We start from the raw sequence: 12,893 nt of genomic DNA, 5'->3' as shown, positions 1-12,893 counted from the left end.
GTGCGGGTTGGGCGACCCCTCTGCGCCGCCGAAGCGCGCAGCTTCAGGCGGATAAGGGCCGCGCGTGTTTGAGCGAAGCGAGTTTGCGCGGACCCCGCCTGAAGCGAGCACTGCAGGGAAGCCCGAAGGGCCGGCGTAGCGGGGTCGACCGGCCCGCACCGCCTACCGGGCGCTCCCCCGAAGGGTCAACGTTCAATCTCCCGCACAACCCGAAGCGCAGACCCAAACGCCAGCGTAAACCCCAGCGCCCCATGCCCCGTATTGAAGACCATGTTCGAAGGTGCCGGAACAAGCCGCCCGACGATCGGAACCCCGGTAGGCGTGGCCGGCCGCATCCCAGTCCAAGGATGCAACTCATCGAGACCACCAACATCAGGAAAGACAGCCCGGGTAGCCTCCGCGAGCGTCTCGATACGCGCCGCCGGAATGCTCGCGTCATGCCCGACCAGTTCGGCCATGCCCGCCACCCGAAGACGTGACCCGATGCGCGCGAACACCACCTTGCGGGCGCTGTCCGTCACGTTCACATGGGGTGCCGCGCCTGGTGTCGGATCGACGTCCACGGTGATGCTGTACCCCTTGAGCGGATACACCGGAAGGTATGCGCCCAGTTCGCGCCCCAGGCGGTGCGACGCCGTCCCCAGTGCCATGACGAAAGCCTCCGCTTCAACGTCTCCTGCCGAGGTCTTCACCGCTGCAACGCGCCCACGGCGCACGTCGAAACCCTCGATCTCGGTATCGAGCACAAACCGGACACCACGCGTCTGCAATGCCTGCACGAGTTCAACGCACACCTTCAGGCAATCCGCCGCGCATTCGCTCGGCGTATGGATCGCCCCGGCCATCTGCCCGCGATAGCTCGCCAACGCCGGTTCGAGCGCGACGCATTCGTCGGGCGTGACCAGCCGCTGCTCGCTGCCCAGGTCACGCTGCAGTTCGAGCTGCCGGCGCGCACCTTCGAGCGACGCTTCGGTGGCATAGAGGACCAGCTTGCCTGTCGCCGAAAAATCGCAATCGGGCGCGATGTCCGCACGCATCTCCTCGAAGGCCGCACGACTCTCCGCCGCCAATGCAAGAAGTCGAACCGTCGTCTCGCGAGAAGTCTGCGCATTGCACGCCGCCAGGAAAGCCATCCCCCAGCGCCACTGCAACGGATCGAGTTGAGGACGCAACTTGAGCGGGGAGGAGGGCGACAGCAGCAGCTTCGGCAACTGCCTCCAGATCGACGGATCCGCCAGCGGCTGCACGTACGAATAGCTCAACTGCGCACCATTGCCGCCGCTCGCACCGGCACCCGGCGCGGCGCGATCGATCACGCACACCTCGTGACCCTCGCGGTTCAACTGCCATGCCGTGGCCAAGCCCACGATGCCGGCACCCAGCACGCACACGCGCATCACGCGGCCTCCTCTTGAAGTTCGAATGCGTCGACTCTAGGCGGGGCATCGCCCACGAGGAAATGCCAAAAACAGGGCGCCCCATAGCCAAAGCTCATGGGCTGGCGAAGCCATAACTTTTGGTCATGGGCTTGGGTGCAAAAGGAATTGTGACGGCCGTGGGAATGCTTCCTACACTTCGTTTCACTTCAAAACCATTGAAAGGGCTCGCATGAAACTCTCCGCATTGACGGCAGCCGTCCTGCTCTCCGCCGCCGCGACGGGCGCACAAGCCGCCGACACCCTGGCCAAGATCGCCGAATCCGGAAAGATCACCTTGGCCTACCGGGAGTCCTCCGTGCCCTTCAGCTACCTCGACGGCCCCAACAAGCCGATTGGTTTCTCCGTCGAGCTGTCGAACGCAGTGGTCGATGCGGTCAAGAAGAAGCTCAACAAGCCCAACCTCGAAGTCGCCTTGATGGCGGTGACCTCGCAGAACCGCATTCCCCTCATCACCAACGGCACCGTCGACCTGGAGTGTGGCTCCACCACCAACAACACCGCCCGCGGCAAGGACGTCGCCTTCGCCATCAACCACTTCTACACCGGCACCCGCCTGCTGGTGAAGAAATCTTCCGGCATCAAGAACTACGGCGACCTCGCTAAGAAAACCGTGGCTAGCACCACCGGAACCACCAATGCGCTGGTCATGCGCAAGTACAACACCGACAAGAACCTCGACATGGACATCGTCCTCGGCAAGGACCACGCCGACGCGTTCCTGCTGGTGGAAAGCGACCGCGCCGTGGCCTTCGCGATGGACGACATCCTGCTGTTCGGCCTGATCGCCAATGCCAAGAACCCGGCCGACTTCGAAGTGGTAGGGGATGCGCTGCAGGTCGAACCCTACGGCTGCATGATGGCCAAGGACGACCCGGCCTTCAAGAAGCTGGTGGACGACACCTTCATCGGCCTCATGAAGAGCGGAGAGTTCGAGAAGATGTACAACAAGTGGTTCATGCAGCCGATCCCACCCAAGGGCGTGCCGCTGAACCTGCCGATGAGCCCACAACTGCGCGAGAACATCAAGGCGCCTAGCGACAAACCAATGACATGAGCACACCCCCAGGCTCGCGCACTGCGTGTCGCTCTCCACCCCCTTGCAGGGGGCAACACCGGCGGACCGGCGGAGCCGGATCCGTGGTGTTTCTGGAATTTTCGATGGATGCGTTGTGAGGGAGGATTGGCGTGACGCAAGTGGTTGGCATCCTCGGTGGAATGGGGCCGGCGGCGGGCGCGGATTTCGTGCGGCTGTTCGTCGATGCCTGCGCGCGGCGGATGCGGGCGCGGGGGGAGGCGGTGCGGGACCAGGGCTTTCCGGAGCACTGGCTGGCGCAGGTGCCTGTGCCGGACCGCAGCGGCGCGCTCGAGTCCGACGGGCTCGGTGCGCATCAGCCGCTGGAGCCGATGCTGCAGGCCCTGGGGCGGCTCGCCGCGCTGGGCAGTCGGGCGGTGGCGATTGCGTGCAACACGGCGCATGCGTGGCACGGCACCTTGCAGGCGCGTTTTCCGCACATCGAGGTGTTGCACGTCGCGCGTGAAGTCTCGGCGCAGCTGGCCGCGCAAGGGGTGCGCGACGTGGCGCTGATGGCGACCGAAGGAACCTACCGCATCGGCCTCTACGAACAGGCGATGGCGGACGCCGGCATGGCCTGCCACCTGCCGCTCGACGACGAGCGGCAAATCCTCATGCGCGGCATCTACGACGGTGTGAAGGCGGGCGACATGTCACTGGCGCAGTCCTGCTTCAGCGAAGTCGCGCTGCAACTCGCGCGGCGTCACGGACCGGTGGCGATCGTCATGGGATGCACCGAGATTCCCCTCGGGCTGGAAGGCTCGGCGGCAGTGGATGGACTCAGGCTCGTCGATCCGGCCCGGGTCCTTGCGTCGGCACTCGCGGCCCGGGCCTACGACGCTTGACACGGTTGATAAGATGAAGGCTGTCCTGGCCACCGGCAACTGCACCGGCCCGGGTTGAAGCCAACGGTGCGGCCCAGGCCGCATCCGCCAGCTGCTTTCGATCGAAAGCCGTCCGATGGACGGCTTTTGTTTTGCCACCATTGCGCAAGCAGTCATGAACTTGTTAGCCATCATCGCCGCGACCCTGGTCGCCGGCATCGGAAGTGTCTGGATCGCCGCGCTCCTGCTGCGCGTGGGCGTGCGCAGTGGCTCCGGCGGCGTGAATCCGCAGCACCTGTTGAGCCTCGCCGCGGGCGCCCTGCTGGCGACCGCCTTCATGCACCTTCTGCCCGAAGCCTTCGAAAGCCGCATCGAGCCGGCCATCCTGTTCGGCGTGCTGTTGTTCGGGCTGGTCTTCTTCTTCCTGCTCGACAAGGCGGAGTTGTGGCACCACGGCCATGAACATCATCAAGGGGAGGACGGTTCCGCCCACGGCCATGCCCATGCCCATGGCCATGCACACGCCCATCCCCATGCCGATACGGGCAAGGGCGGCGGCTGGGCCGTGCTCACCGGCGACAGCGTGCATTGCTTCGGCGACGGCATCCTGATCGCCTCGGCCTTCATTGCGGACATGCGCCTGGGGCTGGTTGCCGCGATCGCCGTGCTCGCGCACGAAGTGCCCCACCACATCGGTGACCTGGTCGTTCTGCGCCAGAGCTCATCCAACCAGCGCATCGCCCTCGTCAAGGTGTCGCTGGCCGGCACCATGACCGCGCTCGGCGGGCTCGTGGGCTGGTGGCTGGTCGACCAGTTGCACGGCTGGCTGCCGTACTTCCTGGTGCTGGCTTCCAGCAGCTTCATCTATGTTGCGCTGGCCGACCTGATCCCGCAACTGCAGAAGCGGCTGCCGGCGCGACAGACGGCCCTTCAGATCGTGTGGCTGGCGATCGGCATCCTGCTCGTCACCCTGGTGAGCCGGTTCGCGCACGCCGGCCACGATCATGCGCACGACGCAGCCGACCACGACCATGCGCACGAGGCGTCCGACCACAAGGACTGAGTGGACATCCGCGGCACTTTCTGACACGCTTGTTGCCCCTTCGCCGAAGTGGCTGATTCGGCTGGGACCCACACTCGGGGTGCATCATGCGAAACATCAGTCAGCCAGGAGTCCGATCATGATCAGCGCCGACCCCCCTCTGCGTTCCGGAGAAGCCGCAGACGAACCCGAGATCGACGAAACCGAAGACACCTTGCCCGAGGATGCCGAGGATGAGTTCGACGAAGAGGACACCGAAGCGACCGACGAGTTGTCCGAGGAAACCGGCATCGACCTGACCGACGCGAGCGAACTCGACGCAGACAACGTCATCGCCGACGAGGAATTCGATCGCGTGATTCAAGCACCGGACTGAGCTCGCCCCCAGGCTTGCCCACTGCGTGTGGCCGCCCATCCCCTACCGGGGGCAATACCGGCGGCCCGGCGGAGCCGGTTCCGCGGTATTCCTGATACTGGGTGCGGGTAGTGCCTAGTCCTCGAGGGTGAAGCCGACTTTGATGGTCACTTGCCAGTGGGCGACCTTGCCGTCGGCCACGTGGCCGCGGGTTTCCGTGACCTGGAACCACTGGATGTTGCGCACCGATTCGCTGGCTTTGGCGATGGCGCGCTGTACCGCATCGTCGCTGCTCGTCGGCGACGAACCGGTGAGTTCGAGGAGCTTGTAGACGTGATTGGACATGGGGGTCTCCTGCCGCAGTGGGCGTGCGGATTGCACTTGCCCGTCGCGCCATGTTGGCACGTTGCAAGCGGTCGTGGTGCCTAGTTGAAACCCGGGGCTGTTGGTGGATGTCACGCATTTGCTTGTGGGTGCGTCGGCGTGAAATATGCTTTCCCCGCCATTCAACTTCCCCTCTCGAAATGATGAATCAACGTGTTAACGGCGCCCTTTCTTCCATCGCGCTGGCCGGCGGACTGATGCTCGCGGCAGCGTCGGCGCATGCCGCGCCCGATGCCAAGCTGCTCGAGGCTGCTGAAAAAGCGCAGCCCGCGGTGATCGACAGCCTCAAGGAAATGGTGCTGATCGAATCGGGCAGCCTCAACGTCGATGGCCTGCAGAAAATGGCCGGCGTGGTCGAAGGCCAGCTCAAGGGGATGGGCTTCAAGACCGAGCGTCGCAAGGCCACGGCCGGCGCGGGTGCCGACATCGTCATCGGCACGCTCAAGGGCACGGGCAAGCGCAAGATCATGCTGCAGGCGCATATGGACACGGTGTATGCGCAGGGCATCCTCGGCACGCAGCCGTACAAGGTTGACGGCAATCGGATCTACGGCCCCGGCATCGCGGACGACAAGGGCGGCATCGCGGTGATGCTCGCTTCGCTGAAGATCCTCGCGGATGCCGGCTGGCGCGACTACGACACGCTCACCGTGCTGTTCAATCCCGACGAGGAAGTGGGTTCGGTCGGCTCCGGCGAACTGATCGCCACGCTGGCAGAACAGCACGACACCGTCCTGTCCTTCGAGCCGACCGCCGCGAAGTCGGTGGCGAAGGGCGAGTCGCTGCTGCTGGGCGCCGCCGGCATCGCGACGGCCACGCTCAATGTGACGGGTCGTGCAGCGCACGCAGGCGCCGCGCCTGAACTGGGCCGCAACGCGCTCTACGAGCTGGCCTACCAGATGCTCCAGACCAAGGACATCCCCAAGGACACGCCCGGCGCGACATTGAACTGGACCGTGGCGAGCGCCAACGGCCCGCTCAACCAGATCACTGCGAAGGCGCAGGCGCTCGGCGACATCCGCATCACGCAGCCCGGCGCCGAGAAGAAGCTCGAAGCGGCGCTGCAAAGCAAGATCGCCAGCGGAAAGCTGATTCCTGACACCGAAACGACGTTGAAGGTCGAGGTGGGCCGCCCCGCATTCCTCGCCGGCGAGAAGGGTGCCGCCCTCGGCGCGAAGGCGCAGGCCATCTACAAGGAAATTGACCGCGAACTGGGGCTGGCGCCCATGACCGGTGGCGGCACCGATGCCGGGTTTGCCGGCCGCTCGGGCAAGGCCACAGTGGTCGAGAGTTTCGGCCTGGCCGGCTTCGGCTACCACGCGAAGGACGAATACATCGAGGTCGACTCGATCGTCCCGCGCCTGTACCTCGTCACGCGGCTGCTGACCGAGATCGGCAAGCAGTGAAGGTTTACCCGAACAGCGTCTTCATGACGAAGCCGCTGTAGCAACCCTCCCGGGCTACTTCGCGCCGCCGGTGTATTTGGTGACGCTGTCGGCGGTGACGTGGTAGCCGCTCACACCCATCATCGAATCGTTCCGCAGGGTCTGCAGCTTGCCGGTGACCCACACGGTGTCCATGGCGCGGAACTTCGCGCCTTGCTTCGGGCGCACATGCAGGATCTGGTTGGCCGGCGGCGGCGGCGTGTGGATGCAGGCGCCGAAGTAGGGCACCAGCAAGAACTCGGTGACTTCGCCCTTGTTCTCTTCGAGCGGCACGATGAAGCCGGGGATCTTGACCTCGACGCCGTTCATCGCGGCGTTGGTCGGCGCGTTGTTCGACGCTTCCTGCAGCTTCATCAGCATCTCGTTGGCGCGCGGGTCGCTGTCGTCGAGCTTGCTCAGGTCCATGCCCTTGAGTTCCTTCATGGGATCCCAGTCCCTGGGCACGAGTTCTTCCCACGAGATGACGCGGGGCTGGCCCGGCGCGGGCTTGGCGTCGGCTGGCTTGACGCCAAGGGGATTGGTCGGCGAGGTCGCCTGCGGCGAAGGCTCGGCTGCGAGCGCACTGCCGGCGATGACGACGGCGAGGAGGAAGGAAACGGGAAGTCGCAAGGTCATGTTCAGATCCTGGGTGAAAGCCCATCAGCCAAGGAAAGCCGATAGGCGCGAATGCCCGGCAGCAGGCTGGCCACCCAGCCGGCCACCACGAGACTCGCAATCAAGGTCCATTCGTTCAGTGTAGGTTCGGACAGGTGCAGGGCGAGTCCGAACTGCGACTGAAGCCAGGGCGAGAGCAGAGCGATGCCGATCACTGCGAAGACGATGCCGATCGCCACGCCCAGCAGCGTGACCAGCGCACCTTCGAGCGCCAGCAGCGCGAGCACGTGACGCAGGCTCGCGCCGACCGCGCGCAGCACGGCCAGCTCGCGGCGGCGCTCGTTGAGGCTGGCCATCACCACCGATACCAGCCCCGCGAGGCTGACGAGCGCGACCAGCGCCGACATCAGCAGCAGCGCGTTCTCGCCGATGCCGATCACGCTCCACAACTCGTCGAGCGCCACGCCGGGGAGGATGGCCATCAGCGGTTCGTCGGTATAGGTAGAGATCCAGCGCTGCACCGCGAACACGGCGGACCGGTTCTTCAGGCCGACCAGCGTGGCCGTCACGTTCTTGGGCGTGAGGTCGAATTTGCGCACCTGCTCGGCCGGGATATTCACGCCCGGCATCGGCGCACCGCCGACCCATTCGAGGTGAATGGCTTCCATCGCCGAAAGCCCGATGTGCACGGTGCGATCGACCGGCGTGCCGGTGCGCGCGAGCACGCCCACCACCGTGAAGGGCTTGTCGGCGTGTTCGGACACATTGAGCTCGCCGCTGCCGTGGGCCAGCGTGATCTTCTGGCCCACGTGGTAGCCCAGCTTGTCGGCCACCTCGGCACCGACGACCGCATCGAACAGCTCGCTGAAGGGCTTGCCCTCGCGCAACTGGAGCGCCTGGCGGTTGCCGTAGTGGAAGTGCTCGAAATAGGCGGGCGTCGTGGCCAGCACCGAGAAGCCGCGGTGCGAGTCGCCGAGCGACAGCGGCACGACCCAATCGACGCCGGGATGTGCGGCGAGTGCCTGCACGCTCTTCCACTGCATGTTGTTGGTGGCGGCGCCGATGCGAAACACGGAATAGAGCAGCAACTGCGTGGAGCCGGTGCGTGCACCGACGATCAGATCGGTGCCCGACACCGACGACGAGAAGTTCTCGCGAAGCTCGGTGCGGATGCGTTCGACACCGAGGAGCAGGAAGGTGGACAGCGCGATCGAGAGCACGGTGAGCGCGAGGGTGAAGCGCCGGTTCCATGCGCTGCGCCAGGCGATGCCGAACAGCGCCGTCATCAGCGAGGCTCCCCCGAAACGGCGCGATTGATCTCGGGCAGCAGGACGTGGCGCGAAAAGCGCTCGGCGATGCGTCGGTCGTGGCTCACGAAAACCAGCGCGCTGTGGTTCGACTTGCAGGCCAAAAGCAGCACATCGAGGAAAGCCTCGCGGCGGTCTTCGTCGAGGGCGGAGGTCGGCTCGTCGGCGATCACCACTTCGGGATGGCCGATGAGCGCGCGGGCGGCCGCGACGCGTTGCTGCTGCCCGACCGACAGTTGCATCGCCTGCCGATGCCACAGGCTCTCGTCGAGGCCCATCTGCGCGAGCAGCGATTCGGCCTGCCCGCGTGCGGTGCCGTCGCGCGAGGCTCGCGACATGCGTCGCTCCGAGAAGCGACAGGGCAGCAGCACGTTGTCCAGCACGCTGAGGTACGGCAGGAGGTTGAACTGCTGGAAGATGTAGCCCACATGCGCGACGCGCGACCGGTCGCGTGCGGCACCCGACTGTGCGGCCCAGTCATGCCCGAGCAGGGTGATGCGGCCCGCGTCGGCCACCAGGACCCCGGCCAGCAGCGACAGCAGCGTGCTCTTGCCGCAGCCGCTCGGCCCGTGCAGGAACACGGCCTCGCCGGCCGAGATGCCGAGCCGTTCGATGTCGATGCAGGGCGTTGTGGTGCCGGGCCAGCCGAAGCGCAGCGATTCGGCGGAGAGAACGAGCGTCACGTGCGAATCACTTGCTCCAGGTCAGCCGCGTGGCGGGCCGTTTCAGCGTGCGCTTGAACTGGCCCTGCGGCGAAGCGATCTGCGCTTCGATCTGGCGTGGACCCTTGAAGGCGTTGAAGAGGTCGATGTCGATGAACTTCGCCGCCGAGGCATTGGTGCAGTTGAACGCGAAGGTGCCGTCGAGGTCGGCATGGCCTTCGGCGGCATTGGCCTCGGGCTTGCCCAGGCCCAGCGTCGCCGAGCGCAATGTCACGGGGCCGAGCTTGCAATTGGCAGTGGGATCGATCTTGAACAGATGGTCCGCCGCGCGCAGTTGCGCAACGACTTCGTCGACCGCCTTCTTTTCGTCGTCGGTGCGCGGCGCGCGCTCGAAACCGACGAAGTTGTCGAGCGGCGATTCCATTTCGATCACGACGGTGGGACCTTCGATGGCCACGTCGAGCTTGACCTGGCCATGCACGTGGGCGTGCGGCGCCTGCTGGGCCGAGGCGGTGAAGGGGAGTGCGGAGATTGCGAAGAGAGCGGTCAGGGCGAGTGTCGGAAGCAGCCTGCGCGTCAGGATCATGGTTGTGCGCCTTGCCGGGTCGGCAGCCCCGGCGTGTTGCTCCACTCGCTCCAGCTGCCGGCATAGAGCGCGGTCGGCCCGAGTCCCGCGATCTGCATCGCGAGCAGGTTGGGCAGCGCGCTCACGCCGCTGCCGCAATGGTGGACGACCGTGGTGGGATTCCGGCCCGCCAGCAGTGTTTCGAATTCGGCGCGCAATTGCGCGGCCGGCTTGAACTTCCCGTCGGGACCGAGGTTCTCGGTAAAGGGCCGGTTCAGGGCCCCTGGGATGTGACCGGCGATCGGGTCCAGAGGTTCCACCTCGCCGCGATATCTTGCGGCAGCCCGCGCATCGATCAGCGTCTGGTCAGACTGATCAAGATGCGCGAGCACGCGCTTCGTGTCGGCGAGCACGAGCAGCGGCTCGCCGGCGACGAAGTTCGACTGGAAATGCGAGGGCTCCTCGCCGCTGGCGACCTTGCCGCCCGCCGCCTGCCAGGCCTGCAATCCGCCGTCGAGCACCGCCACGGCATCGTGGCCCATCCACTTGAGCATCCACCAGAGTCGACCGCAATAGTTGGCGCCATTGCGGTCGTACACCACCGCCTGCATGTTGTTTGCGAAGCCGACGCTCGACAGCCAGCCCGCGAACTTCTCGCGGCTCGGGAGCGGATGCCGGCCGCCGGAAGCGGGCGGGCCGTCGTCCTGCGCCACGACCACGCCGTGGGGACCGGCCGCACCGTGCTTCGCGCTGAGGTCCGTGTCGAGATTGGCGTACACCGCGCCGGGGATGTGCGCGGCTCGGTACTGCTGCGCGCCGGCGTCGGGCTTCATGAGCTCGAAGGTGCAATCGAAGACCATCAATGGCGCATCGCTCGCCTGCAGGGCGATCAGCGCTTCGGCGGAAATCAGCGTCGTGTACATGCGAAGTCCTTCAATGTTCCTCGGCCGGTGCCTTGGGCAGCGAACGCTGGCGCAGTATCGTGGCCGCGATGCCGCTCGCGACGATCAGCGCCATGCCGAACCAGCCCGCCGCATCGATGCGGTCCCCGAACAGCAGCACGCTGTACATCGCGGCGAAGACGATGCCCGAATACTGGAGATTGGCAACCAAGAGCGTACCGCTTTCGGTCTTGGCGCTGGCATAGGCGCGTGTCATGCAGAGCTGGCCGAGCGCCGCCAGCACGCCGACGGGCAGGAGCCAGGCCGCGTGGCCCCAGGTCCACTCGGCCCACGGCGTGGAGTCCCCCAGCAAGGTCCCCAGGCCGCCTGCCACCGCCGATCCCACCGCGAAATAGAAGACTGTGCGCGCCTCGGGTTCACCGAGCCGCGAGAGAGCCACCACCTGCATATAGGCAAAGGCCGCGGTGAGGCCCGACAGCAGGCCCATCAGGCCCGCGAAACCCTGGTTGTCGCCGACGGTGGGCTTGAGCATCAGCACAACGCCGCCGAAGCCCGCGAGCACCGTGAGCACCAGCGGCCCCTGCAGCGGCGGACGCGGCACGCTGCCGTCGCGCCCGGGAACCGGCACCCAGGCGAGCAGTGCGCCGCCGACCAGGAACGCCGCGATCCAGACGCTGCTCATGTAGTTCAGCGTCATCGCGGTGGCGAGCGGCATGTGCGCGATGGCGTAGAACCACGCGCCCAGCGACACGACGCCGATCATGCTGCGCCAGGCATGCATGCCCGGGTATCGCGTGCCGAGCGTGACGCCGCGGCTGCGCGCGAGCACCCACAGGAACACGATGCCGATCAAGCCGCGGTAGAGCACCAGTTCGGCGCTGGAAAACCAGGAAGAGGCGATCTTCACGCACACGCCCATGGTGGCGAAGATCAGTGCGCCCAGCACCATCCAGAGCGCTTGCACTAGCTCATCTCGCGGCGGTACCACTCATGGAACTGCTGCATGCCGTCTTCCATCGGGCTCTGGTAGGGGCCGCTTTCGTCGTCCCCGCGCTGCATCAGCGCGCGGCGGCCGGCATCCATGCGCTCGGCGATCTCGTCGTCCTCGACGCAGGTTTCCATGTAGGCCGCCTGCTGGGCCTCGACGAACTCGCGTTCGAATGCGACGATCTCCTCCGGGTAGAAGAACTCGACCATGTTGAGCGTCTTCTGTGGGCCGATGGGGTGCAGCGTCGAGACGGTCAGCACATGGGGATACCACTCGACCATCACGTGCGGGTAGTAGGTGAGCCAGATCGCGCCGTACTTCGGCGGCTTGCCCTCGCGGTACTTCAGGAGTTGCTCCTGCCAGCGCTGGTAGACCGGGCTGCCCGCGCGGCCGAGGCGGTTGGCGACGCCGACCGTCTGCACCGAGAAGTGCCGGTTGAACTCCCAGCGCAGGTCGTCGCAGGTCACGAAGCTTCCGAGCCCCGGGTGGAAGGGGCCCACGTGGTAGTCCTCGAGGTACACCTCGATGAAGGTCTTCCAGTTGTAGTTGCACGCGTGCAGCTCGACGCGGTCCAGTGCATAGCCCTCGAAGTCGAGGTCCGCGCGCGGACCGAGGTTTGCGAGGTCGGCGGCGACGTCGCGGCCCTTGCCGTCGGCGTTCTTCTCGAACAGCAGGCCGTTCCACTCGGTCAGCGGGTAGTTGTGGAGGTTGAGGCACGGGTCCTGCTCGAAGTGCGGTGCGCCGATCAACGTCCCTGTGGAACGCGGGTCCGCGGCCGCATAGGTCCAGCGGTGCAGCGGGCAGACGATGTTGCCGCCGGTGTTGGCGTCGAGCTGGCCCCGATCCCTGAGGATCAGGGCCTGGCGATGCCGGCAGACGTTCGAGATCAGTTCCACGCCCTTGGGCGTGTGGACCAGCGCGCGACCCTGATGCTCCTGCGGCAAGGTGTGGAAGTTGCCCGGTTCGGGCACCGAGAGCCGGTGGCCGACGTAACGCGGCCCGGCGGCAAACAGCGTTTGCATCTCGCGGGCATAGAGCGCCTCGTCGAAATACGCGGAAACTGGGAGTTGGCTCGAAGCCTGCTGCAGTTGAAGACTTAAATCAGACATGGGTGACCTGACCAAGCTCCCCACAGGGAGAGAAATAGAACGGAAGGCTGCCGTCGAATGAAGGTGACGACCCGAAGATTGCGCCGGCACCAGCCAGCCAAAGAGGGCGAATTGTACCCCGGAGAAATTTTCACGGACCATCGATTGGGGTTTCACCAGAGCGGCCGCGGAACCGGCTCCGCCGGTCCGCAGGCAGCGCCCCCGG

The 12,893-nt window shown here is 65.9% G+C and carries 14 protein-coding genes; 5 read left to right on the top strand and 9 right to left on the bottom strand.

Annotated elements, in window-relative coordinates; genetic code table 11:
* Window positions 1-185: 185 nt before the first annotated feature.
* Window positions 186-1,397: a D-amino acid dehydrogenase gene (locus tag AC1D3B_RS02070; protein ID WP_478189011.1), complete on the bottom strand. Its 1,212-nt coding sequence runs from the start codon at window positions 1,395-1,397 to the stop codon at window positions 186-188.
* A 211-nt stretch (window positions 1,398-1,608) separates the two neighbouring features.
* Between AC1D3B_RS02070 and AC1D3B_RS02065 the strand changes: the two genes are divergently transcribed.
* The 4 genes from AC1D3B_RS02065 (at window position 1,609) to AC1D3B_RS02050 (ending at window position 4,753) form a co-directional block, all read left to right on the top strand.
* Window positions 1,609-2,493 carry a transporter substrate-binding domain-containing protein gene (locus tag AC1D3B_RS02065; protein ID WP_478188986.1) on the top strand — a complete coding sequence of 295 codons (885 nt, stop codon included), beginning with the start codon at window positions 1,609-1,611 and terminating at the stop codon, window positions 2,491-2,493.
* Window positions 2,494-2,618: 125 nt separating this feature from the next.
* Window positions 2,619-3,356: an aspartate/glutamate racemase family protein gene (locus tag AC1D3B_RS02060; RefSeq protein ID WP_478189010.1), complete on the top strand. Its 738-nt coding sequence runs from the start codon at window positions 2,619-2,621 to the stop codon at window positions 3,354-3,356.
* 154 nt (window positions 3,357-3,510) lie between these two features.
* The gene (locus tag AC1D3B_RS02055; RefSeq protein WP_478188985.1) at window positions 3,511-4,398 is read left to right on the top strand and encodes a ZIP family metal transporter; all 888 of its coding nucleotides are present in this window, start codon (window positions 3,511-3,513) and stop codon (window positions 4,396-4,398) included.
* A 118-nt stretch (window positions 4,399-4,516) separates the two neighbouring features.
* A complete protein-coding gene (locus AC1D3B_RS02050) occupies window positions 4,517-4,753 on the top strand; it encodes a hypothetical protein (protein WP_478188984.1) in 237 nt (78 codons plus the stop codon).
* 114 nt (window positions 4,754-4,867) lie between these two features.
* Here AC1D3B_RS02050 and AC1D3B_RS02045 read toward each other — a convergent pair whose 3' ends face one another.
* On the bottom strand, window positions 4,868-5,077 hold the full coding sequence (locus tag AC1D3B_RS02045) for a dodecin (protein WP_478188983.1): 210 nt from the start codon (window positions 5,075-5,077) through the stop codon (window positions 4,868-4,870).
* Window positions 5,078-5,259: 182 nt separating this feature from the next.
* On the opposite strand from AC1D3B_RS02045, the gene AC1D3B_RS02040 reads away from it, so the two are divergent.
* Window positions 5,260-6,522 carry a glutamate carboxypeptidase gene (locus tag AC1D3B_RS02040; RefSeq protein WP_478188982.1) on the top strand — a complete coding sequence of 421 codons (1,263 nt, stop codon included), beginning with the start codon at window positions 5,260-5,262 and terminating at the stop codon, window positions 6,520-6,522.
* A 54-nt stretch (window positions 6,523-6,576) separates the two neighbouring features.
* On the opposite strand, the gene AC1D3B_RS02035 is transcribed toward AC1D3B_RS02040, so the two are convergent.
* The 7 genes from AC1D3B_RS02035 to AC1D3B_RS02005 are packed head-to-tail and all read right to left on the bottom strand — an operon-like array spanning window position 6,577 to window position 12,688.
* Complete coding sequence (locus AC1D3B_RS02035) at window positions 6,577-7,176, bottom strand: DUF3299 domain-containing protein (protein ID WP_478188981.1); 600 nt, start codon at window positions 7,174-7,176, stop codon at window positions 6,577-6,579.
* Window positions 7,177-7,178: 2 nt separating this feature from the next.
* Window positions 7,179-8,441, bottom strand: a complete 1,263-nt coding sequence (locus AC1D3B_RS02030; RefSeq protein ID WP_478188980.1) for an ABC transporter permease — start codon at window positions 8,439-8,441, stop codon at window positions 7,179-7,181.
* Window positions 8,441-9,145: an ABC transporter ATP-binding protein gene (locus tag AC1D3B_RS02025; RefSeq protein ID WP_478188979.1), complete on the bottom strand. Its 705-nt coding sequence runs from the start codon at window positions 9,143-9,145 to the stop codon at window positions 8,441-8,443. The genes AC1D3B_RS02030 and AC1D3B_RS02025 overlap by 1 nt, the downstream gene beginning before the upstream one ends.
* Before the next feature lie 7 nt (window positions 9,146-9,152).
* A complete protein-coding gene (locus AC1D3B_RS02020; RefSeq protein ID WP_478188978.1) occupies window positions 9,153-9,710 on the bottom strand; it encodes a DUF2796 domain-containing protein in 558 nt (185 codons plus the stop codon).
* On the bottom strand, window positions 9,707-10,612 hold the full coding sequence (locus AC1D3B_RS02015; protein ID WP_478188977.1) for a sulfurtransferase: 906 nt from the start codon (window positions 10,610-10,612) through the stop codon (window positions 9,707-9,709). The genes AC1D3B_RS02020 and AC1D3B_RS02015 overlap by 4 nt, the downstream gene beginning before the upstream one ends.
* Before the next feature lie 10 nt (window positions 10,613-10,622).
* Window positions 10,623-11,540 (bottom strand): DMT family transporter, encoded by a 918-nt coding sequence (locus AC1D3B_RS02010; protein ID WP_478189009.1) that lies wholly within the window; start codon window positions 11,538-11,540, stop codon window positions 10,623-10,625.
* Between the two features lie 14 nt (window positions 11,541-11,554).
* Complete coding sequence (locus tag AC1D3B_RS02005; protein WP_478188976.1) at window positions 11,555-12,688, bottom strand: aromatic ring-hydroxylating oxygenase subunit alpha; 1,134 nt, start codon at window positions 12,686-12,688, stop codon at window positions 11,555-11,557.
* Window positions 12,689-12,893: the final 205 nt, after the last annotated feature.

Source organism: Variovorax sp. P5_A3 (genome assembly GCF_056400665.1).
Note: the sequence above shows the minus strand (reverse complement) of the source record. Positions and strands in the feature narration are given on the sequence as shown.